Raw genomic sequence first — 23,171 nt, forward strand, 5'->3', positions numbered from 1 at the left:
TGGATGCCCGGATCACTAAACGCCTCATTTTTATACCGCATTTTTGAACGTTGTTCCGCGGCGTTCACTGCTGGCTACTATCGTTTTTTTACCACTACGTTTTAACGGGTTCAGACAAACGCTTTAACAAACTTTACTCTTATCGACGCCGGAACGCCTTATTTATTAAGGCGCACTAACCCGTCTGTATAAAATCACGCTTCCGCCTGACTCAGTGAAGGAAGTCACATATACGAAACATTCCTTTAACCTCAGATTGACCTTTCAGTCAGCTTCTTTTATACCTTTTGAAAATTATTTCTGCTTAGTGAAATAATTTTCAAGCACTACCCCAGCTCGTTTTTCCGTTGTTTTGCTGTCACGGCTGAGCCAACACTCAACGTTCACGGGGAAAAAGATGAAAAAATTTAAAACCGTTGTGGCCGGGCTGGCGTTTGCTGCCTGTCTGAGTTCCTCCCTCCAGGCCGCAGAAAGCACACCACAGTTTCGCTGTAAACCGGGGGAAACTTATTACATGAACGTGATGGTAACGGGCGTGGAATACTGGTTTCCAGTGTATGAAATGTTCAAACAGGCGGCCCATCAGTTTGGCTGTAAAACCGTCTATGGCGGCACGCCAGCCTATGACGTTAACCAGCAGCTGGCCAGCTTTGAGCAGATATTAGCCCAAAAGCCCGCAGGCATTTTTCTGCATCCCATGAATCCCGATCCTTTTATCGAACCTATTAATCGTGCTGCAGAGATGGGTATTCCCGTGGTGACGTTTGCTGCTGACTCCCCTAACAGTAAACGGGTGGCCTACATCACTTCAGATAATTACCGCGAAGGCAAAGCCGCTGCAGATGAACTCGGTAAAGCGATGGGCAAAGGTGCTGAATTTGCCGTGCTGGAAAACCCAGGCCAGGACAATCACGACCGCCGCGTCAGTTCATTTATTGCGGAAATGAAAACCGCGTTCCCGGACAGCAAGCTGGTAGCGCGTGCAGCAACCAACCAGGATCCTTCTAAAGCCTATAACGCAGTGCTTTCTATGTTGCAGGCCAATCCCAACTTAAAAGGCATCTTTATGCCTGAAGCGAGTTCAGCCATTGGTGCTGCTCAGGCAGTGATTGAGAACGGCGGCAAAGTTAAAGTGATGACGGTGGATGTGAACGCCAAAGTGCTCGATATGATCAAGAGCGGGCAAGTCTTTGGTGCCATTAACCCTAATCAGGGTATTCAGGGCTATATGGGCTTCATCACGCTGTTTTTAGCCGCGCACCCTGAGCTGATCGATCCAATGAACGACGCGAAGCGAAGCGGTGTAAACCCCTTCTCGTTCCCGATTCTGGATAACGGTTATGCGGTTGTCACCAAAGATAACGCTGATGATTTTCGTTGGGATGCCTATCTGAAACGCCGTGGCACCAAAGGCATCAACGAGTAAGGGCTTAGCAATGACAACACCATTACTTGAATTACGCGGCATCAGTAAACACTTCGGTGCCGTAAAAGCGTTGCAGGACGTGGATCTTTGCTTACGGGCCGGTGAAATACATGCGCTGGCGGGTGAAAATGGCGCGGGAAAATCCACTTTGATGAATATCATTGATGGCATCCTGCGGCCCGATAGCGGTGAAATCGTGCTTAACGGACAAGTGGTTTCGATTCGTTCACCGCGTGAAGCGCAACAGTTAGGTATCGGCCTGGTGCATCAGGAGATCGCTCTGTGCCCGGATATCAGCGTATATGAAAACATCTGGATGGCTCATGCCGCCAGCCATCCGGGCATTTTATTGCCGCATAAGCTGTTAAAAGAGAAAGCGCAGCAGGTTATGAACCGGCTGGCCCCGATTCCGGTGACGCAGAAGGTGCGCGATCTTTCGCTTTCTCAGCAACAACTGGTTGAAATTGCTAAAGCATTAACCCTCGATTGCCGCCTGCTAATCCTGGACGAGCCGACGGCGGCACTCACGGAGCCAGAAGCGCAGACGCTGTTTAAAATTGTTCGTCAGTTACAGGCCCAGGGCATTTGTGTGGTTTATATCAGCCACCGTATGGCTGAAATCTTTGCGCTTTGTCAGCATATTACCATTATGCGAGATGGCCGTACGGTACACAGTGCGCCGCTGAGTAGCATGACGCAGGATGAAGTCATTACCCGGCTGGTAGGGCGTGAACTGTCGCAGCTCTACCCTGATAAGCGTCCGGTCAGCCAGCAGTTGCCGCTGCTGGAGGTCAAAGCGCTCAGCGATGGAAAACGCTTTCACAATATCAGCTTCCAGTTACGTCACGGTGAAATCCTCGGCGTTGGAGGCTTAATGGGCGCTGGTCGTAGTGAAATTGCGCAAGGGATTTGCGGTCTGACTGCGGTTTCTCAGGGTGAAATTGCGCTTAAAGGCCAGCCGGTTATCCTCAAAAACTATGCGCAGAGTATTGCGCAGCGCATGGTTTACCTCTCTGAAGATCGCAAAGATGCCGGACTGTTTCTGGATATGCCGATCGAATGGAATATCTCTGCGTTGAACGTGAAAGCTATTAGCCATCATGGCCTGACGCTCAGCCCACGCCGCGAGCGTCAGCAGGCCGAAGCCCTGACTCAGCAGGTCAAACTCAAGCGTGGCAAGCTGAGTGATCCGGTCTCGTCGCTGTCAGGAGGTAATCAACAAAAAGTCGCATTAGCCCGAATATTGTCGATTAAGCCTGAAATCATTTTCCTCGATGAGCCTACACGCGGCGTCGATGTCAGCGCCAAAGCGGAAATTTATCAAATCCTCGCCAGCCTGGCGGCCAATGGTGTCGGCCTGGTGGTGATCTCCTCTGAACTCCCTGAACTGATCGGGCTGTGCGATCGCATCATTGTGATTCATGAAGGGCGCATCAGCGGTGAAGTGACCGGTGACGCCATGACCGAAGAAAATTTAATGCGACTGGCCGCCGGTGTATCCTCTGAAACGGAGGCTCTATGGCACTGAATACCACTCTACCCTCGGCACGTAAATCTCCCGTTTCGCTGCTGGGCGGCATTCACAAACAGCGCGAAATTGGCCTGATTATTATTATCGCGCTGATCTTTATCGTCATGAGTTTTACCTCGCCCTACTTTCTTACCTGGGCAAATATGAAGGCGATGCTGCTTTCATTCTCGATCGAAGGGATCGTTGTGGTGGGTATGACAATCTTACTGATCGTGGGCGGCATCGATCTTTCTGTTGGTGCCGTAGTTTGCCTGTCGATGGTGGTCTCTGGTCAGCTGTTTTTAAATGGTCTCGATCCCTGGCTGGCGAGTCTGGGAGGCATTCTGGCATCGTCGCTGATTGGTTTGCTGATGGGTCTGACCGTCACCAAAATCGGCCTGAGTCATTTTATCGCCTCTCTGGCGGCGATGGTCATTGTGCGCGGCTTGTGCATGATTATTACCCAAGGGACGCCGCTGTCGCTGTTTACCCTGCCTGTCGATTTCAAGTTTATTGGTCAGGGCACGTTATACGGCATCCCCTTCGTGATCATCCTGTTCTTTTTGCTGGTGGCATTGTTCGATTTTCTGCTGCGCAAAGCCACGCTGTTTCGCAAAGTGTTTTATACCGGCAGCAATGAACGGGCGGCCTCCTATTCAGGCATCAATATCAACCGCATCAAGCTTTGGGTAACCGTGCTGACCTCTACACTGGCAGGTGTCGCGGGCATCATTTACATGGCGCGGCTGGGTTCCGCTACACCAACGTTTGGTGTTGGGATGGAGCTAAACGTTATTGCCGCTGCCGTCATTGGCGGTGCCAGTCTGAAAGGCGGTACAGGTTCCATACTGGGCGCGGTGCTCGGTGTAGCACTGCTTTCTATCGTGACCAGCTCGTTAATCCTAATCAACGTTTCTGTCTACTGGCAGGAACTGATCAAAGGTTTAATTTTGCTGACTGCGGTTTCGATCGATCATCTGTTAAATAAATACCGGGCTGGCTAAGCCCACAAAAGAAAGGAATGACAGCCGATGGAATTTGCTAGCGAACATCACGCCTTTCAGAGCACACGTCAAATTTACCAGCTTCTGGTGATGTATTACCTTGACGGAAAAAAACAGTCTGACATTGCGGCGGAAACAGGACTTTCTGTTGCGACCATTAACCGCTTGCTCCGTCAGGGAAAAGAGAGCGGCATGGTGGAAATCACGATTAAATCGCCCTGGCTTTCTGCCCACCAGCTTGAAGCCGATTTGGCCAGACTGGGCGGTTTGCAAGAGGTTGTGGTTGCACCTAACGTTGCGCGTAGCGAGGAACAGAGCCTGCAAATGGTCGGTGCCGCTGCCGCAGATTTTCTGCTGTCACGCCTTAAAGATGGTGATGTGATTGCCATTACCGGCGGCAAAGGGGTCAGTGCGCTGGTTGAAGCGTTACAGCCAGGTCGAAAATATAACGTTCAGGTTGTGCCCGCCCTGGGCTGCGTACAAGGTAAGCACTATACCGACGTTAATCATGTTGCTTCGGAAATGGCGGCACGTCTGGGGGGCCATGCCTGGCAGATTCACGCCCCGCTGTTTACAGACTCCGCTGAAGAGCGAGAGATGCTGATGAGCATCAGCGCCGTCGATCAGGTATTGGCGAAAGCACGCGACGCCACGCTGGCTGTTGTAGGGTTAGGCTCGATTCACAGCGACAGTTCCAGTTATTACGACCTTAATCAGAGCGCCCGTCACGCTTCTGCCCGAATTGAAACCAGCGGGGCGCGCAGTGAATTACTGGCGTGGCTGTTGGATGCCAAAGGTCATCCCGCGCCCTTTGAGGATAACCGCCGACTGGTGGGGCTTACCTTGCCTGAGTTACAGCGCATTCCTTTTACGCTGGCGGTTGCCGCGGGCCGTAACAAGATCGATCCTATTCACTGTGCGCTGCAAGGTAACTGGCTTAAAGCGATGGTGACTGACGAATCTACCGCTGCGGGCGTGCTGGAGCTGGCAGCGTCTGAGGGAGGTCACTATGGCTGAAATGAGCAAGGTGCGGAGCCGCGAAGAACGACTCAGTTATCTGCGACAGCATCGTCAGGTGCCGGTGTTGATTATTGGCGGCGGTATCAACGGCATCAGTACTTTTCGCGAACTGGCACTTCAGGGTATTGCCGCTGTGCTGGTAGAAAAAGGCGACTGGTGTCAGGCGGCGAGCGGCGCGCTATCGCGCATGATCCACGGTGGTTTACGTTATCTGGAAACCGGAGAATTTGCCCTGGTGAAAGAGTCGGTCACTGAACGAGACCGGCTGTTAAAGAATGCACCGCACTATGTTTTTCCTCTCCGCACCACGGTGCCTGTCGATAACTGGGGAGGCGGCATGGTGAACGCAGCCCGGCGGTTCTTCCGTTTAAGTGACAAGCCAACCCGACGTGGCGCACTACTGATCAAGACCGGTTTGAGCCTCTACGATGTTTATACGCGGCAAAATGGCACGATGCCAAAACATGAAGTGCACGGTGAAGCCGCAACCCGCCAGCGTTGGCCAGGCTTTGCTGACTGGGTTAAATACAGTGCAACTTATTATGATGCCTGGATTGCAGCCCCGGAACGTTTAGGCTTTGAACTGGTTGATGACGCAGAACAGGCGAATCCCGACGCGCTGGCGCTTAATTACTGTCAGGTCGTTGCCGCCGATGGCGATCGGGTGACGCTGCAAGACACGCTCAGCAAAGAGACATTCACACTACAGCCTCACGTGGTGGTCAATGCCACTGGCGCATGGATTGATCAGCTTAATCACACGCTCGCCCCAGGCGAAGCCGGGCGGAGGCTGATCGGCGGCACCAAAGGATCGCATTTGATTATCGATCACCCGGCCCTGCTGACCCAACTGGCGGGTGAAATGGTGTACTACGAGAACCAGGAAGGACGTGTCTGCATTATGTTCCCGTGGTTCGGCAAAGTCCTGGTGGGTTCTACCGATATTCGCGTTGACGATCCTGATGCTGTGGTGTGTGAAGAAGATGAGAAAGACTATATTTTACAATCACTGCACTTCGTCTTTCCTGACATTCACGTCAGTGATGACCAGGTGGTTTATACCTTCTGTGGCGTTCGTCCGCTACCCGCCAGCGAGGCGAAAGTCAACGGCCAGATTTCACGCAATCACTCTTTAGTGCTGCTTCAACCTGATGCTACTCACGATTTCCCTACGCTGTGCCTGGTGGGGGGGAAATGGACCACTTTTCGGCGCTTTGGCGAAGAGGCGGCCGATCGCGTTTTGTATCTTCTGGGTGAAAAGCGCACGGTTTCAACCACGGATATGCCGATTGGCGGTGGGCGCGGATTACCGCCTACACAGGATCAACCGGCATGGTTTGAGCGTCTGGCAAACAAAAGCGGTTTATCGCTGCCCCGCCTTTGCCAGCTCGTCCAGCGATATGGCACTCGCGCTGAATCGATGCTGGCGGCAATGATCGCAACTGAGGATCGCCCACTTACGCATCACCCTGATTACAGCGTGAATGAGATCCGCTATCTGATTCAACATGAGCAGGCGCATCAGCTCGACGATTTGCTGATTCGGCGTACGTCAATGGCGATCTGCGGCGAGCTCACATTTGCCCTGATTAACGAAATCGCACAGTTGTTTGCTGAGACGCTGAACTGGACTGAATCGTTCAGCCAGCAGCAGATTGATGAAACCTGTGCCCGACTGGCGCGTTTTCATGGCCTCTCTTCACTTAATCCCACCCTTTTCCAGGAGGAAAATCGTCATGTTATTAACCCATAAAGTGCGCGTCAATCGCCTGTTTAATCACGGCAAATGTCTGGATGTCGCCATCGATCATGGCATTGCCAATGAGCCAGATTTTTTGGTGGGGCTGGAGAATATTGAAAGTGTGATGAAGAACCTGATTGTCGCTCAGCCCGATGCAATTCAGGTGAACTATGGTCAGGCCGATCTGTTACAACAGGTTGAGGGGCAAAAACCGGCACTGGTGATGCGAACCGATGTTGGCAATGCCTATAACATCGCCCGTCATCGGGAAATGTGGGCGGTTTTGCATAATCCTGATGAGCCGATCCTCGCTGCACTGCAAATGGATGCCGCTGCCGTGGTGGTCAATCTTTATCTGATCCCGGATGAGCCAGGCATTTTTAAAATGTGCGTGGAGAATATTGGTCGCCTGCGCCAGGCGTGTGAAAAATATGCCATGCCGCTCATGATTGAGCCATTAGTGATGGCTCCTGCAGGCCAGGGCGCCGCTTACGGCTCAATAGGCGATGTAGAGAAAATTGTGCCGCTGGTACGCCTGGCGCGTGAATTGGGCGCTGACATTATCAAAGCGGATCCAACTGAAAATGTGGAAGATTTTCATCGCGTGGTTGAAGCTGCCCGCTGCCCAACGCTGGTACGCGGCGGGGGGAAAGGTGAATTAGACGCGGTGTTGAATAAAAGCGCGGCGCTGATGGCGCAAGGCGCTTCTGGCATGGTTTATGGTCGTAACGTTTATCAACACGATAATCCTTCGCGTGTGGTAAAAGCCTTGATGGCGATTATCCATAACGGAGCAAGCGGTGCGGATGCATTGGAAATTTATCAGCAAGGTTAAATCTACTGGCGCTTAAGCGGTGCGCCGTCTCTGAATGAATGACGGAGTCGGATATGAAGATCCTCGGTATTGATGCCGGTAATACCATGATAAAAGCCGTGCTGTTTGATTTGAGCGGGCACATTTTGTCCGTGGCTGAATGCGCGGGCGAAACCCATCAGCCACAAGAAGGATATGCAGAACGCCCCGTAGAAGATATCTGGCATGGTGTCAGCCAGGCAGTCAGTCGTTGTCTGCAACAGGCGGGTAGCCTGGCGAGCGATGTAATCGCCGTCGGCGCGTCAGGTCACGGCAATGGTTTATATGCTCTCGACCAGCAGCAACAACCGCTCATTGGTATTCAGTCGATTGATCATCGCGCTCTCGCTATTGTGCATCAGTTGGAAGCCCGGGGTGATGACAAACAGATTTACCAGCTCTCACTCCAAAAACCTTGGGCAGCAGCCACACCGGTTTTGATCGCATGGATCAAACAGCATCGCCCGGATCTCTGGGATCGCACTGCCCATGTGCTTTGTGCCAAAGATGTTATCGCTCATTTCCTCAGCGGCAGCATCAGTGCTGATTATTCAGATGCAGCGGGGGCTGGCTTAATCGATTACCGCCAGCGCCAGTACAGCCGCGAATTGCTGGCTCTTTATCATATTGAAGATGCCCTTTCCCGCCTTCCTGTGCTGCGTGAATCTTGCGACGTGGTGGGAAATGTGACGCCTGAAGCCGCCCGCCTGACCGGTTTGCCCGTGGGTATTCCGGTGGTTGCCGGTATTTTTGATGTGGTCGCCAGTGCTATTGGGTCTGGTGTGGTAAAAAGTGGCGAAGCATCGATTGTGGCGGGTACATGGAGCATCAATCAGGTGGTTGTTGATAAGCCGGACTATTTGCGACCGATATTTATGAATTCAATCATTGAAGGCGATCGCTATATGGCGATTGAGGCCAGCGCCACTTCAGCCGCCAATCTTGACTGGTTCCTGCGTGAATTTGATGATGGACGTGCAGGCGAAGGAGCAGCACGAAGCAGTAACAGCGTGGCGCATGTCGAGCCGAATGCACAATTGCCGCTTTACCACCCTTACCTCTACTCCGGTCGTAAATCGGAACCGGCTAAAGCAGGATTCTATGGCCTGGGCGGCTGGCATACCCGGGCGGATATGCTGTTTGCCTTGTTCGAAGGCGTGACCTTTGCGCATCGTGCTCATATTGATCGCCTGCGCGCCGCAGGCATTCCCTTTACCCAGGCAACCCTTTCCGGCGGTGCTGCACGCAGTTGTATCTGGCCACAAATGTTTGCCGACGTACTTGGCATTCCTATCCGCGTCTCTGAATGTAAAGAGACAGGCGCACTTGGCGCAGCATTATGCGCAGGCGTGGGGGTTGGCGTGTGGAAAAATCTGACAGAGGCGGCACAACAGGCAGTACAACTTACTCCCGACCTGTTTTTACCGCGCCCGGATCGCCATCAGTTTCACAGCGCACGCTACAAGATATTTAAGAAGCTGGAGATATTGATGAGTGAAATGTGGCAGGAGGCAAGCTAATTATACCCTGCCCGCCGAAGCCAGTAAGCCCGGCGGGCAGTGCTTTTATCGCAAGGCATCAAGTATTTGATACGCTGCTTTAACGCGCTTAGCAATGGGATAGTTTTTATTAGCCAGCATGACGATGCCGGTATTTTGTTCCGGAATAAAAGCGATAGACGCGCCGAAGCCATTTGTCGCACCGGTTTTATGAATCCAGGAAGCCCGATCAGAGAGACGCACCGGATGATGGCCTGCGCTGTCAGCAGCGGATCGATGGTTTTTTTACCAGCGCGGTCACCTGCTGGGATGTCAGATCTTGTGAAGCGGCAGCCCAGCCCGAAGAAAGCGTAAGCAATAAGGTATAACTCACAAGTGTTTTCATTAGTGAGTATACGTTTTATCCCTGAATTAAATTACTTGCACTGTGCAGCACATGATTGTACGCATATCTGCGCTTGTGTACTGCATGCACCAGCATCACGCGTATTGCAGTGCGAACGCTCGACATAGCAATTTGCCTGGCAACTCGAGAGGTCACATTTAGCCGCAACAGGCGTGAGCTGCACAATGGGCGCGCGTGGAGGAAAAGAAACCGTAGCTTGTGCATAGGCACTGCTGGCCAGAACACTGGACAGCAGCAGGCTGAGGATGAGTTTCATAATCGATCTCCAAATGAACGGTGCATTAATTATGGGCAATGCAACACGTTGCGTCTGAGAAATCTTGTTAAATTGAGATCATCGGCGGATGTAACCTGAATTCGGTTACGCCACGGCAGTAGATATCATTCAGTTTGGTGATATAGCGTTTGGGACAGTGCTGTTCCTTGATGCGGCTAATCGCGGCCTCGCTTTTACTGTGCAGCACATCAGGATCATCAACGATCTCCATTAGGGTTTTCTTTAATGCGCTAATTAAAGCAGCGCGTAACTGATCCTTTTCAGTAACGCTGGTTACGCTGTACTCTCGATCCGCATTTAATGCTCCGCCGATACACCAGCCCGCACTCAGCGGATTGATTTCAGGTAACGCACGCACATTGCTGGTAATCACCGGACAGCCGTTAGACTGCATCTCCAACACGGAAAAGCCGTATGTTTCTTGCCAGGTTGGCAGCAAACCGACGTCGCTCTGGCGAAACAGCGCCATTAACGCCCCATTATCCAAACGTGTTTTATGTTTGAAGCAGCGGTATCGCGAGATACGATTTTCAATGCCACGATAAAAATCTTGGTTGTCCTGATATTGCTGATGCGCAACATTATGGTGTTTAGTGAGATCGCCTATCAGATGCACTTCAATTTGAGCATCATCAATTTTTTTTTCATCCAGCAGTTCCGTTATCGCCAGCACCACTTCGGCCCCGCCTTTACGGTAAAATTCGTTTCCCGCAAATACCAGACGCAGTTTCCCCGGTTGGCGCGGCATTTTTTGCTGACAATAAAGCGTTTGCGGTGGATGTAACACCACAGTTTTAGCCCGCATACGTTTAGCAACTTCTGGCATATGTTCAAATAATTTCATCTGAATATTTAAGGTAGCGTCTGAAATCGCAATCAAGCCAAGGCAATTATCTTTCAAGAGTGCCGGAATCAATCTTTTCAGTTCAGGATTATCTCGCTTGTCAACGCCTGCAACTGGCAGTACGCGCGGCAGTTCAGTTTCAAAGGTTGCCAGCCATCTATGTCTGGTTATCGCCACTTCATTAAACAAATGTAAAATATCTGGCCGTTTTGCAGTAAAAAAAGGAAAAGGTATAAAAACGAACGATTTATTTTTTTTAAGTAATCGCGTGCGAATCGGGTTAACAAAATAATATAAGTTCCACTTTTTTAGATTGGTATATTTGTTTCCCGGGTTAACTAATATATTACGCTGCTCCGGATATTGGTTGTTGGTTATGCCGACTTTCATACTCTACTTCCGAATTTATAGAATGCCCTACCATGATCTATATCACGGGCTAGAAATGCAGACACCTGCGAAAGTTCCTAAATTAACTTGCTGTAAAGAATTACCAGAAACATTAATGAATCAGAAATTAAAGTATTTCCTTTTTCTGAGGCGCTACAATAAGAATTAACTTACCTGTTACTTCTGTAGTATTTTTTATCTAGCTATAACTATCTGATTCTAATGGTGTCTTTATCTGATGAATTATTCTTACTTTTTCAAAAGACCAGGCGCAACCGGTGCTTAACCTTATTATGGCAGGAGAAATGGCAGAAATTTAGGTGATAATATTTAAACTAATCAATACTGCTTAAATAAAAACGAAAATAAAGTTTATCGCTGTTAACCGTTCTGCTTTATAGCCTTATACCCTTCACATGAAACAAAAGGTGCAGAAAGCGGCATAAATGGAGATTTCTGCACTAATTTGGTTCAATAAGATGTCCTTCAAGGGTGCAAATAGTGCCCTTATCCGACGCTCTGATTTTACTATATTCCATATAAAACATATGATTGATTGTTTATCTGGCACATTTCATCGCACCTAATCCGCTTGGCACAAAAGTTGCAGATAAATCATTAGGTTGAAAGGAGATGAAAATGAAAGCTATCGTAATTGGTGGTGGCATTGGCGGTATGAGTGCAGCCATTGCGCTGGATCGTGCCGGATTTGAAACTGCCGTGTTTGAGGCGGTAAAAGAGATCAAGCCGGTAGGCGCGGCGATTTCCATCTGGCCGAACGGCGTGAAATGCCTCAACCTGCTTGGCATGCGGGAAAAGCTGCGCGCGCTGGGTGGAAACATGGCTAGCATGGCTTACAACGACGGCCATACTGGCGCAACCCTGACGCGCTTCAGCATGACGCCGCTGGTACAACAGGTGGGTGAATTCCCCTATCCTGTCGCCAGGGCAGAGTTGCAGGCGATGCTGCTCGACCATTACGGGCGCGAGCGTGTGAGCTTTGCCAAACGCGTTGTGCGGGTTGAGCAACATAACGATGGCGTCACCGCCTGGTTTGAAGATGGTACTCAGGCCAGCGGCGACTTCCTGATTGCCGCTGACGGCACCCATTCGGTGATACGTCGCTATGTGCTCGGCGAAACCCTGGAACGTCGCTACGCCGGATATGTGAACTGGAACGGGCTGGTGACGAGAGATGAATCGATCGCCCCCGCCGATCAGTGGACAACCTTTGTCGGAGAAGGAAAACGCGTTTCGCTGATGCCGGTCAGCGACAACCGCTTCTACTTCTTTTTTGACGTGCCGCTGCCGAAGGGCCTGGCGGAAGATCGCGCCACGCTAAAAAGCGATCTACAAAACTACTTCAGCGGCTGGGCCGAGCCGGTGCAAAAGCTGATTGCCGCTATCAACCCTGACACCACCAATCGCGTCGAAATCCACGACATCGAGCCTTTCAGTGAATTTGTGAAAGGTCGGGTCGCATTGCTGGGGGATGCGGCGCACAGCACCACGCCCGATATTGGTCAGGGTGGCTGCGCCGCAATGGAGGATGCGGTGGTGTTGGCCTCAACCCTGGCGTCGCATTCGCTGGGCATTGAAGATGCGCTGCTGCGTTATCAGGCGCGCCGCGTGGATCGCGTGAAAGATCTGGTGCTGAAAGCACGTAAGCGTTGCGATGTTACCCATGCGAAAGATCCGGAGGTCACTGCCGCCTGGTATCAGGCGCTGAAAAGCGAAACCGGCGAGCGCGTGCTGGCCGGTATGTGCGATACCATTGAAGGCGGGCCGCTCGGCTAAAGAAATAACGCCTGTTCATTGAGCAGGCGTCATTTGATTTACTCCGCCAGACCGCGATTTTTCAGCATCGGCCCGATTTGCGGCTCATGGCCGCGCCAGGCCAGATAAAGCTGTTGCAGATCGCTGCTGTTGCCACGTGACAGAATCATCTGGCGAAAGCGCTGACCATTTTCCCGCGTCAGGCCGCCATTTTCTACAAACCACATATAGCCATCATCGGCCAGCATCTGCGTCCAGATATAGGCGTAATAACCGGCTGCATAGCCGCCGCCCCAGATGTGTTGGAAATAGCTGGAGCGATAACGCGGCGGCACGGCGGACAGATTGATCTTATCCTCCGTCAGCGCCTGCTGTTCGAAGCTATCTACCGCGTCCGGCACCTGCTCTGCGCTGAGGCTGTGCCAGTGAAGATCGAGCAAGGCCGCCGCCAGCAGCTCCGTCATGTCATAGCCTTTGTTGAATTTCTCTGCGCGCATGATCTTCTCATGTAACGCTTCCGGCATCGGCTCCCTGGTTTCGTAATGATGAGCGAAGTGTTTAAACACCTGCGGCTCGCTGGCCCAGTGCTCGTTGAACTGCGAAGGAAACTCCACAAAATCGCGCGGGGTTGCGGTGCCGGACAAGCTCGGGTAGCGCTGTTCGGCAAACAGGCCATGCAGCGTATGACCAAACTCATGAAACAGGGTGATCACTTCGTCCCAGCTTAACAGTACCGGCTCGCCTGCGGGCGGCTTGGTGTAGTTACAGACGTTATAGATAACCGGTTTACTGTTCAGCAGCGTTGACTGATTAACGAAGTTGCTCATCCAGGCACCGCCGCCTTTATTGTCGCGCTTAAAATAATCGGTATAGAAAAGCGCCATCGGCGTGTCGTCGGCATCGAAGATCTCATAGACACGCACGTCGGGATGATAGACCGGCAGATCGTAGCGCTCCGTGAAGCGGATACCGTAGAGCTGGCTGGCGGTCCAGAACACCCCTTTTTCCAGTACGCTATTCAGCTCGAAATAAGGGCGAATCTGCGCTTCATCCAGATCGTAACGGGCATGTCGCACCTGTTCGGCGTAGAAGTTCCAGTCCCAGGGCGCCAGAGTAATGCCGCCCTGCTGCTCATCGATGGTGTGCTGAATGTCTGCGGCTTCACGTCGGGCGCGCGCCGTGGCGGCCGGAACAATATTGCGCATAAAGTTCAGCGCAGCATCGGGAGTTTTTGCCATCTGATCCTGCAGCTTCCACTCTGCATAGCTGCTGAAACCCAGCAGCCGCGCCTGCTCTGCCCTGACCTGCGCCAGACGCAACACCAGCTGGCGCGTATCGTTATCGTCGCCCTGTTCTGCCCGATTTACCGAGGCATTATAGAGCGCTTCGCGCGTGGCGCGCGACTGCAACGCCTGAAGCGCTGGCTGCTGGGTGGTATTTTGCAATACCAGCAGCCAGGCTTTCTCCAGGCCGCGCGCTTTCGCCGCTTCCTGTGCAACCAGCAGATCGCCATCGCTCAGGCCTGCCAGCGCGGCGCTGTCGTTAATCACCAGCGCGCCCGCTTTCGTCGCCGCCAGCAGCTTATTGGTGAAACGGGTGCTCAGGCTGGCCGCTTCCTGATTCAGCGCTTTCAGCGCGGTTTTGCTCGTCTCGCTCAGATTCGCGCCCGCCAGCTGAAACTGTTGCCAGACCACCTCCACCAGCCGCAACGATTCCGCGTCCAGTTGCAGAGTATGGCGCTGCTGATACACGGCGTCGAGACGGGAGAACAGCGTGCCGTTCAGCTTAATATCATCTTCCAGCGCGGTAAGCTGAGGCGTAATTTCCTCATCCACCTGTTGCAGATAGTCACTGGTATTGGCGGAGGTCATGGCACCAAACACCAAATTCACGCGATTCAGCAGCTCGCCGCTGCGTTCCAGCGCTTCGTAAGTATTGGCAAAAGTGGGCGCCTCGGGATTCTCGGCGATATGCGCCACTTCCTGACGCTTTGCCGCAATGCCAGCCTGTAATGCCGGCATAAAGTCCTGTTCAGTAATATGTTCAAACGGCGGCGCCTGATAGGGCAAAGTGCTGGGGCTTGAGAAAGGGTTCTGGTTTGTGTTCATTTTCATCACTCCTGATAGCCGCAAAAGGCTTATGCTAACAGCTTAGTCCCCTTTTACTGCGTCCTGCTGATAGATACTGATGATCTCGCCTGCAATAGCCACTGCGATTTCGGCGGGAAGCTTGCCTTTCACATCCGGCAGACCAACGGGACAGCGCATGGTGGCAAGCTGCTGTGCGGTAAAGCCTTTCCCTTCCAGCCGGTAATCGAAGCGCTGCCGCTTGGTCTGCGAGCCGATCACGCCGAAATAGCGATAGTCGCCACGGCGCAAAATCGCCTCGCACAGCGCGAGATCAAGGGGATGATGATGGGTCATCACAACAAAATAGCTGGCGGGCGCAGCGTTATGCACCGCGTCAAGGGGATCGTCAGGCTGATGGACGGTGACGTCAGGCGGCACCACGCTGAATTGCTCCGGGCGGCTATCGATCCAGTGCACGTGACAGGGTAACGTCGCCAGCAGGTTTACCAGCGCCTGCCCCACATGGCCTGCGCCGAACACGCAGATCTGCGGCTGAGCCTGCAGCAGCGGCTCAAACAGAATGGTCGTCATGCCGCCGCAGCACTGCCCCAGGCGCGCGCCCAGCGAAAAGTTCTCGCTATGAGGCGTCTGACGTCCCGTGGCGATCATCTCGCGCGCCATGGCGATGCACTTAAACTCCAGATGCCCGCCGCCAATCGTCAGGAATGACTCCTGCGCGGTGACCACCATTTTACTGCCGCTGTCGCGCGGCACCGAACCGCGCTCGCTCAGCACGGTGATCAGTACGCAGCTCTCGCGCTTGTCCCGCAGACGGTGCAGCACACCGATCCAGTCATGGTAAATCATGGGCGACCTCAGAAAGCCTCTCTACGCCCCAGAATACCCTTTCCGGCGTGGCGGGCGCATCAAGCTGCGGATGCAGTTGATAATCCGCCACGCTGGCAACCGCGTCCTGCAATGCGCACCACACGGCGATGCCGAGCATAAACGGCGGCTCGCCTACCGCTTTTGAATGAAATACCGTGTCCTGCGGATTTTTCCGGTTCTCCACCAGCGTCACGCGCAGGTCAGGCGGCACATCGCCGATCGCCGGGATTTTATAGCTGGCAGGCCCGTCGGTGAGCAACTGGCCCTTATCGCTCCAGACCAGCTCTTCGCAGGTCAGCCAGCCCATGCCCTGCACAAAGCCACCCTCAACCTGACCGATATCGATGGCCGGATTCAGCGACGCGCCCACGTCATGCAGGATATCGGCGCGCAGCAGACGATACTCGCCGGTCAGTGTGTCGATCACCACCTCACAGCAGGCGGCGCCGTAAGCAAAGTAGTAGAAAGGCTTACCGCGTCCGGCTTCGCGATCGTAATGGATGCCCGGCACGCGATAATAACCGGTGGCCGACAGCGGGACCTGGTTAAGCCAGGCCATCTGCGCCACGTCGGGAAAGGTGTAATGCTTGTCGCCGACGCGCACGATGCCGTTGCGAAAGCTGACCGCGCTGGCGTCGCACTGATGCAGTTTGCAAAGCATCTCCGTGAGCCGGTCGCGCAGGATCTGCGCCGCATTCTGCGCCGCCTTGCCATTCAGATCGGCGCCGCTGGAGGCGGCTGTCGGCGAGGTATTGGGCACCTTGCCGGTATCGGTGGCGGTAATCTGGATCTGATCCACCTCGATTTGCAGCACTTCCGCCACAATTTGCGCCACCTTGGTGTTCAGCCCCTGTCCCATCTCGGTGCCGCCATGATTAAGCTGTACCGTGCCGTCGGTGTAGATAAGGATCAGCGCGCCAGCCTGGTTAAGAAAGCTGGAGGTAAAGGAGATACCGAATTTCACCGGCGTCAGCGCCAGGCCGCGTTTCAGGAACGGGCTTTGCGCGTTGAACGCCTGAATCGCCGTGCGGCGCGCCTGATAGTCACTGCTGGTTTCCAGCTGCTCCGTCATCTCCTGCAACAGGTTATCTTCGACCTGCTGATGGTAATGAGTGATGTTGCGCTCGGTTTTGCCATAGTAATTGCGCTTGCGCAGCTCAAGGGGATCGAGCCGTAACTCACGGGCGATATGATCCATGATCTGTTCAATCGCCACCATGCCCTGCGGGCCGCCAAAGCCGCGATAGGCGGTGTTGGAAGCGGTATTGGTGCGGCAGCGGTAGCCGGTCACCCGCGCATCGCCAAGATAGTAGGCGTTATCGGCATGAAACATAGCGCGGTCAACTATCGAGCCGCTGAGATCCAGCGAATAGCCGCAGTTGCCCGCCAGATCGATTTTCACGCCGCAGAAGCGGCCCCGATCGTCAAAGCCGACATCATACTGCACGTAAAAAGGATGACGCTTGCCGGTAATGCGCATATCGTCCCGGCGGGCAAGGCGCATTTTCACCGGACGTCCGGTCTGACGTGTCGCCACGGCGCACAGGCAGGCGACGCCCGCCGCCTGGGTCTCTTTGCCGCCAAATCCGCCGCCCATACGGCGCATATCAATGGTCACCTTGTTCATGGTGATACCCATTACCGATGCCACCAGCTTCTGCACTTCGGTGGGGTTTTGCGTGGAGGAAAAAACCTGCAAGGAACGATCCTCGCCGGGGATCACCAGCGCGGTTTGCGTCTCCAGATAGAAATGCTCCTGACCGCCAATATGGAAAGCGCCCTGAATACGGTGCGGGGCGCGCGCCAGCGCCGCGTCGGCGTCGCCACGGCGGTGAACATGCGGCTCCTGCACAAAGCTGCCGCGTTCAAAGGCGGTTTTCACATCCAGCATCGGCTCCAGCACCTCATATTCGATAATGGCGGCGTCTGCCGCCCGGCGCGCCGCCTCGGGGGTTTCGGCGGCCACGGCAATAATCACCTGGCCGAGATAATCAACCCGATCGCGCGCCAGCAGCGGATCGCCTGGCTCCAGCGGGCCGACATCGTTTTCGCCAGGCACATCCTGCCAGGTCAGCACGCTAACCACGCCGGGAAGGGCGTAACAGGGCTGAACGTCGAGACGAACGATGCGCGCATGAGCATGTTCACTCAGGCGCGGCACCAGATGCAGCAGGCCGGGCAGTTCCGGCTTGTCGTCGATAAAGATCGCCTCACCGGAAACATGTTTATCCGCGCTTTCATGCTTGTTGCTGCGCCCGACGCCAGACTGAATGCCATTGTCATACTGCGCTTTGACCACCTCTTCGGCGACTGCGGGACGGTTATGAGACATAACGGGATACCTCGGTGATGGTCAGTTCGCCGGTGTGGCGATGATAAAAGCGCCGCAGCAGGTTTTTCGCTACCTGCAAACGGTAATCGGCGCTGGCGCGAAAATCGCTCAGCGGCTGGAAATCTTCCGCCAGCGCGGCACAGGCCCGCGCCAGTGTGTCGGGAGTAAGCGGCTGCCCCTGTAGCGCCGCTTCGCAGGCGCGGGCGCGTTGCGGGATCGCCGCCATACCGCCAAAGGCGATACGCGCCTGCATCACCCGGTTTTGCTCAATCTGTAGATTAAAGGCGGCAAACACGGCGGAAATATCATCATCCAGCCGTTTAGAAACTTTCCAGGCGACAAAATCAGGTGACACTGTCACCAGCGGGATACGTACCGCCCGGATAAACTCCCCTGCCTGAAGCGCGGTTTGCCGGTAGCCGAGGAAAAAATCCTCCAGCGGCAGCGCGCGCAGGCGTTCGCCCTGCTGCAACAGCAACGAGGCATTGAGCGCCAGCAGCATCGGAGGCGCGTCGCCTATCGGCGAGGCGTTGCCAATATTGCCGCCCAGCGTGCCCTGATTACGGATCTGCAATGAGGCGAAACGCTGTAGCATCTCGCTGAAGGCGGGAATATGCTCGGACAGAAACTGATAACAGTGAGTCAGCGAAGCGCCAGCGCCCAGCTCAATTACCTCACCGTCCAGCCGACAGATTTTCAGCGCCTCCACCTGTTCCAGCGCAATCAGCGTGGGTATGGCGCGGTAGTGCTGAGTGATTTGCAGACTGAGGTCGGTACCGCCCGCCAGCAGTTTCGCCTGCGGGTGGGCCTGAAAGATGTGGGCCAGCTGTTCAATCGTTTTCGGAATAAAGCAGCGTTTGTCGCCTGAGGCAATGGTTTGCATCTCATTGTTGCTTAACGCCTGCAGACGCTGAGCAATATTGGCCTGATTCTGGTTAAAACTGTCGCAGGCGGGCTGTTCACATGCCTGCTGCGCCGCCGCCATAATGGGGCGGTAACCGGTGCAGCGACACAGGTTACCCGCCAGCGCCAGCTCCGCCTGATGGCGATCCCAGCCCGCGCTGTTCTTTTGCAGCGTAAACAGGGACATCACAAAGCCCGGCGTACAGAAGCCGCATTGTGAACCGTGGCAATCCACCATCGCCTGCTGCACGCTGTGCAGGTCGTTGCCCTGGCGCAGATCCTCGACGGTAATAAGCTGCTTGCCCTGCAGACTGCTGACCAGCGTCAGGCAGCTGTTCACCGTTTCATAACGCATTTCCCCGTCCACTTCTTTTCCCAGCGTCACGGTACAGGCACCGCAGTCTCCCGATGCGCACCCCTCTTTGGTACCACTGCGGCGCTGTTTGCCGCGCAGGTAGTTCAGTACCGTCAGGTTGGGATCGATCTCCTGTTCGGTGACCAGCGTATTATTGAGCAGAAACTGAATCATGCGGCCCTCTCTTTTTCTTCGCGCTGCCATACCGGCTGACCGTTTACCCAGGTCTGCGCAATATTGCGGTCGTCGCCCAGGGTCATCAAAACAAAAAGTTTTTCCCAGATATCTTTGCTGTTGCTGATACGCAGCTGTTGCAATGGGGAAACTGCCGGATCGAGCACCACGAAGTCCGCCTCTTTCCCCGGATTAAAGTTGCCGATAGCGTTATCGAGATCGAGCGCATGGGCGCCGCCGAGCGTGGCGTGATAAAACGCTTCGCAGGCGCTGAGCTTGTACTGCTGCAGCTGGCACACTTTGTAAGCTTCGCCCAGCGTTTGCAGCAGGTTAAAGGTGGTACCCGCGCCGACATCGGTACCGATGCCCATTTTTACGCCCTTTTGCCAGCAGCGTTGCAGGTTAAACAGCCCGCTGCCGAGAAACAGATTCGAGGTCGGACAAAAGGCGATGGAGGATTGGGTATCATGCAAACAATCCCACTCTTTATCCTCCAGATGAACGCAGTGAGCGAACACGCTGCGGCGGCCGGTAAGCTGATAGTGGTGATAGACATCCAGATAACCTTCCTGCTCCGGGAACAGGGATTTAACCCAGGCGATTTCCTGTGGGTTTTCGCTCAGGTGGGTATGCAGCCAGGTATCGGGAAACGCGGTACGCAACTGCTGCACTTTCTCCAGCAGCGCCGGGGAGGAGGTCGGCGCAAAACGCGGCGTCAGGGCGTAGCTCAGGCGGCCACGATTGTGCCAGCGCTCAATCAGCTCACGCGTTTGCTGATAGCTGGTCTCCGGGGTTTCCGTCAGGTAATCGGGCGCGTTGCGATCCATCATTACCTTACCGGCAATCAGACGCATATTCAGCGCTTCAGCCGCGCCAAACAGCGCATCCACCGACTGCGGATGCACGGTGCCAAACACCAGCGCGGTAGTGGTGCCGTTGCTTAATAGCTGATGCAGAAAGAAAGCTGACATCTGCGCCGCGTGTTGCGGACAGTGATACTGGCTCTCGACCGGAAAGGTATACTGATTCAGCCACTCCAGCAGCTGTTCGCCGAAAGCGCCGATCATCTCCGTCTGCGGATAATGAATATGGGTATCGACAAACCCCGGCACTATCAGCTTACCGCGCAGATCGATAACATCCGCGTTGCCGCATCCCTCTTTCCACGGCTGCAGGCTGACCACGCGGCCCGCTTCGATGATCAGCAGACCATCCTCAATATAGCGGGCGCAGTCAGCTATCGCTTCCGCCTCTTGTGCGGTTGCGCTGAAATCAAAAAAGGATGCGCGAATCGCTTTCACAGCTGTTACGGACATTGGGATTCCTTTAGTGAGAAGGTACGCGCCTTCTCATCTGTTATGGCAGGTGAATATCTGAAGAATAAACTGCAAGAGCTGTGCCAGATCCTGAATTTAAAAATAACTATTAAAATCAATAAATTAATGAGTTTGTGGGCATTTTATTTATCAGCTGATTATTAATCGAGTGCGCAATCGGTTGCTTTCACGGGCAAACGGTTGCCTGGCGGCAAAAATCAGATAAGCCGGATTTTTCATCATGCTTTTTGCATGGGAACGTATTTTTTCTGCACGCTATGGGTGCGCCTTGCACCATAAACGCGCGTAAAGCGTTGCGGAAAAATGCTGAAACCGCCCGCATGCGCTTTTGTCGAGCAGGAAAGAAATGTTAATGCTATGGTGAGTCAGACGAACCTGAAAACGTTTAAGGAACAGTGAGATGATAATTTTTGTTACCGGTGCCACCGCCGGTTTTGGTCAAAGTATCACCCGCCGCTTCATCGCCAACGGTCACAAAGTGATCGCTACCGGGCGTCGTAACGAGCGTCTGCAGGCGCTGAAAGAGGAGCTGGGTGATAATCTCTATACCCTGCAGCTCGACGTGCGCAATCGCGCCGCCATCGAAGAGGCGTTCGCCAGCCTGCCTGCGGAATGGCGCAATATTGATGTGCTGGTGAATAACGCCGGTCTGGCGCTGGGTATCGAACCTGCGCATAAAGCGAACATCGACGACTGGGAAGCGATGATCGACACCAACACCAAAGGCCTGGTCTATATGACGCGCGCCGTGTTGCCGCAGATGGTAGAGCGCAACATCGGGCACATCATTAACATCGGTTCCATCGCAGGAAGCTGGCCCTACGCTGGCGGCAACGTTTATGGCGCGACCAAAGCCTTTGTGCGCCAGTTTAGCCTGAACCTGCGTACCGATCTGCACGGCACCGCCCTGCGCGTGACCGACATTGAGCCGGGCCTGGTAGGCGGCACTGAATTCTCTAACGTGCGATTCAAAGGCGATGACGGTAAGGCGGAGAAAGTCTATGAAGGCACCACCGCTCTGACGGCTGAAGATGTTACCGAAGCGGTTTACTGGGTAGCGACGCTGCCGAAGCATGTCAATATCAACACGCTGGAGATGATGCCGGTGAGTCAGACCCTTGCCGGTCTGAAGGTACATAAAGCGGACTGATCGCCCGGACTCATGCAGGCCAGCGCATCGCTGGCCTTTTTTATGCTTTTCCCCAGCCCGCGACAATAATCAGCATGCCGCTAAAGGCGACCAGCGCGCCGGTCCAGTCCCAGGCGCTGAGCTTTACCCCTTCCACCACGCGCAGCCACAGCAGCGCGGTTAGCACATACACTCCGCCATAGGCCGCATAGACGCGACCACTGGCTGTGGGATGCAGAGTTAACAGCCAGACAAACAGTGCCAGACTCAGCGCCGCAGGCAGCAGCAGCCAGACGGAAGCGCCCTTCTTCAACCACAGCCATGGCAAAAAACAGCCAATGATTTCGGCCAGCGCGGTGATGAAAAAGAGCAGCGCGGTTTTAATCAGCATCTGAAGTCTCACTGAAATCTAAACAATTAGCCCACCGGTGGTGAGCGCAGAAGCGGCGATGGTATACTAATTAACTATGACGCAACAGCCAGAGCGTCCCGCTGCGTCAGCCCAACCCGAGGAAAGCATGATGAAAAAGAGAAACGTAACATTCCTGTTGGCCCTGCTGCTCTCCGGCAGCGCACTGCTGGCTTCGCCGCTGACCCAGGCGAAAACCGATCGTCTGATCATCGACAATGGCAATAACGCCATGAGCAACGAAGAGGCGCGTCAAAGCCAGGAGCAGTGGAACGATACGCGTATGCTGCGTAACAAGGTAAACAGCCGCGTGACGAAAGAGTTTGATAAATCCGATCGCGCCTTCGATACCCGCGATGCCTGTGAGAAGAGCTATAACGTCAACGCCTATTGGGAACCCAATACCCTGCGCTGTCTGGATCGCCGTAGCGGTCGCCCCGTTACGCCCTGAGGAGCCACTCCTGCTATAGTTAAGGCGGGCGCATAACATAAGGATACCGTGATGAAAATACGCACCGGGATGTTACTGACAGCGTTACTGGCCGCTCCGCTGCTGGCGCAGGCTTCCTGCGAGACCGTTAAGGCAGATATCAGCCAGAAGATAATCAACAACGGCGTACCGGAATCGGGCTTTACGCTGGATATCGTCCCGAACGATCAGGTCGATCAGGCTGGCGGCCAGGTGGTAGGCCATTGCGAAAACGATACGCAAAAAATTGTTTATAAGCGTTTGACGCGCGACGGTGACGAAAACGTTCCGGCCAGTGCAGGCAGCTCGCAGGACGCGCCCGCGCAGCAATAGCTTCTCCTTCAGGGCGACCTTGGTCGC

Annotated in this window: 18 protein-coding genes and 1 pseudogene; 11 read left to right on the forward strand and 8 right to left on the reverse strand. The window is 54.1% G+C overall.

Going from position 1 to position 23,171, the window contains the following annotated elements; all coding sequences use genetic code 11:
• The first annotated feature begins 397 nt into the window (after window positions 1-397).
• Genes ABU178_RS10095 through ABU178_RS10125 form a run of 7 tightly spaced genes read left to right on the forward strand, consistent with a single transcriptional unit; the run spans window position 398 to window position 9,074 of the window.
• On the forward strand, window positions 398-1,426 hold the full coding sequence (locus tag ABU178_RS10095; RefSeq protein ID WP_397214388.1) for a substrate-binding domain-containing protein: 1,029 nt from the start codon (window positions 398-400) through the stop codon (window positions 1,424-1,426).
• 10 nt (window positions 1,427-1,436) lie between these two features.
• Entirely contained in the window at window positions 1,437-2,954 is a 1,518-nt protein-coding gene (locus ABU178_RS10100) for a sugar ABC transporter ATP-binding protein (protein WP_397214390.1), read from the forward strand.
• The gene (locus ABU178_RS10105; protein WP_397214392.1) at window positions 2,945-3,940 is read left to right on the forward strand and encodes an ABC transporter permease; all 996 of its coding nucleotides are present in this window, start codon (window positions 2,945-2,947) and stop codon (window positions 3,938-3,940) included. Before ABU178_RS10100 ends, ABU178_RS10105 begins: the two co-directional genes overlap by 10 nt.
• 27 nt (window positions 3,941-3,967) lie before the next feature.
• Window positions 3,968-4,957, forward strand: coding sequence for a sugar-binding transcriptional regulator (locus ABU178_RS10110; protein WP_397214394.1), 990 nt, complete (start codon window positions 3,968-3,970; stop codon window positions 4,955-4,957).
• The gene (locus ABU178_RS10115; RefSeq protein WP_397214396.1) at window positions 4,950-6,713 is read left to right on the forward strand and encodes a glycerol-3-phosphate dehydrogenase/oxidase; all 1,764 of its coding nucleotides are present in this window, start codon (window positions 4,950-4,952) and stop codon (window positions 6,711-6,713) included. Before ABU178_RS10110 ends, ABU178_RS10115 begins: the two co-directional genes overlap by 8 nt.
• A complete protein-coding gene (locus ABU178_RS10120) occupies window positions 6,697-7,536 on the forward strand; it encodes a class I fructose-bisphosphate aldolase (protein WP_397214398.1) in 840 nt (279 codons plus the stop codon). The genes ABU178_RS10115 and ABU178_RS10120 overlap by 17 nt, the downstream gene beginning before the upstream one ends.
• A gap of 53 nt (window positions 7,537-7,589) precedes the next feature.
• Entirely contained in the window at window positions 7,590-9,074 is a 1,485-nt protein-coding gene (locus tag ABU178_RS10125) for an FGGY-family carbohydrate kinase (RefSeq protein WP_397214400.1), read from the forward strand.
• Window positions 9,075-9,119: 45 nt separating this feature from the next.
• Here ABU178_RS10125 and ABU178_RS10130 read toward each other — a convergent pair.
• Together ABU178_RS10130 and ABU178_RS10135 are read right to left on the reverse strand one after the other, a co-directional pair.
• Window positions 9,120-9,278: pseudogene (locus ABU178_RS10130) on the reverse strand (serine hydrolase); the annotation flags it as partial.
• Between the two features lie 504 nt (window positions 9,279-9,782).
• Window positions 9,783-10,970 carry a glycosyltransferase family 4 protein gene (locus tag ABU178_RS10135; protein WP_397214402.1) on the reverse strand — a complete coding sequence of 396 codons (1,188 nt, stop codon included), beginning with the start codon at window positions 10,968-10,970 and terminating at the stop codon, window positions 9,783-9,785.
• Window positions 10,971-11,609: 639 nt separating this feature from the next.
• Between ABU178_RS10135 and hpxO the strand changes: the two genes are divergently transcribed.
• The gene (gene hpxO, locus ABU178_RS10140; RefSeq protein ID WP_397214404.1) at window positions 11,610-12,767 is read left to right on the forward strand and encodes an FAD-dependent urate hydroxylase HpxO; all 1,158 of its coding nucleotides are present in this window, start codon (window positions 11,610-11,612) and stop codon (window positions 12,765-12,767) included.
• Window positions 12,768-12,805: 38 nt separating this feature from the next.
• On the opposite strand, the gene dcp is transcribed toward hpxO, so the two are convergent.
• The 5 genes from dcp to guaD are packed head-to-tail and all read right to left on the reverse strand — an operon-like array spanning window position 12,806 to window position 20,783.
• Entirely contained in the window at window positions 12,806-14,854 is a 2,049-nt protein-coding gene (gene dcp, locus ABU178_RS10145) for a peptidyl-dipeptidase Dcp (RefSeq protein ID WP_397214405.1), read from the reverse strand.
• Between the two features lie 42 nt (window positions 14,855-14,896).
• Window positions 14,897-15,682, reverse strand: coding sequence for a xanthine dehydrogenase accessory protein XdhC (xdhC, locus tag ABU178_RS10150; protein WP_397214407.1), 786 nt, complete (start codon window positions 15,680-15,682; stop codon window positions 14,897-14,899).
• A complete protein-coding gene (gene xdhB / locus ABU178_RS10155) occupies window positions 15,669-18,035 on the reverse strand; it encodes a xanthine dehydrogenase molybdopterin binding subunit (protein WP_397214409.1) in 2,367 nt (788 codons plus the stop codon). Before xdhB ends, xdhC begins: the two co-directional genes overlap by 14 nt.
• On the reverse strand, window positions 18,025-19,467 hold the full coding sequence (gene xdhA / locus ABU178_RS10160; protein ID WP_397214411.1) for a xanthine dehydrogenase small subunit: 1,443 nt from the start codon (window positions 19,465-19,467) through the stop codon (window positions 18,025-18,027). Before xdhA ends, xdhB begins: the two co-directional genes overlap by 11 nt.
• A complete protein-coding gene (guaD, locus tag ABU178_RS10165; protein WP_397214413.1) occupies window positions 19,464-20,783 on the reverse strand; it encodes a guanine deaminase in 1,320 nt (439 codons plus the stop codon). The genes xdhA and guaD overlap by 4 nt, the downstream gene beginning before the upstream one ends.
• A gap of 421 nt (window positions 20,784-21,204) precedes the next feature.
• Here guaD and ydfG point away from each other — a divergent pair, with 421 nt between their 5' ends.
• Window positions 21,205-21,954, forward strand: a complete 750-nt coding sequence (ydfG, locus tag ABU178_RS10170) for a bifunctional NADP-dependent 3-hydroxy acid dehydrogenase/3-hydroxypropionate dehydrogenase YdfG (protein WP_397214415.1) — start codon at window positions 21,205-21,207, stop codon at window positions 21,952-21,954.
• Between the two features lie 40 nt (window positions 21,955-21,994).
• On the opposite strand, the gene ABU178_RS10175 is transcribed toward ydfG, so the two are convergent.
• Window positions 21,995-22,324, reverse strand: coding sequence for a YnfA family protein (locus ABU178_RS10175; protein WP_397214417.1), 330 nt, complete (start codon window positions 22,322-22,324; stop codon window positions 21,995-21,997).
• A gap of 130 nt (window positions 22,325-22,454) precedes the next feature.
• Between ABU178_RS10175 and ABU178_RS10180 the strand changes: the two genes are divergently transcribed.
• Together ABU178_RS10180 and ABU178_RS10185 are read left to right on the forward strand one after the other, a co-directional pair.
• Window positions 22,455-22,793: a DUF1283 family protein gene (locus tag ABU178_RS10180; protein WP_397214419.1), complete on the forward strand. Its 339-nt coding sequence runs from the start codon at window positions 22,455-22,457 to the stop codon at window positions 22,791-22,793.
• 51 nt (window positions 22,794-22,844) lie between these two features.
• The gene (locus ABU178_RS10185; protein WP_397214421.1) at window positions 22,845-23,144 is read left to right on the forward strand and encodes a DUF1161 domain-containing protein; all 300 of its coding nucleotides are present in this window, start codon (window positions 22,845-22,847) and stop codon (window positions 23,142-23,144) included.
• Window positions 23,145-23,171: the final 27 nt, after the last annotated feature.

The organism is Pantoea osteomyelitidis, assembly GCF_044342975.1.
GTDB classification, from domain to species: Bacteria; Pseudomonadota; Gammaproteobacteria; order Enterobacterales; family Enterobacteriaceae; genus Pantoea; species Pantoea osteomyelitidis.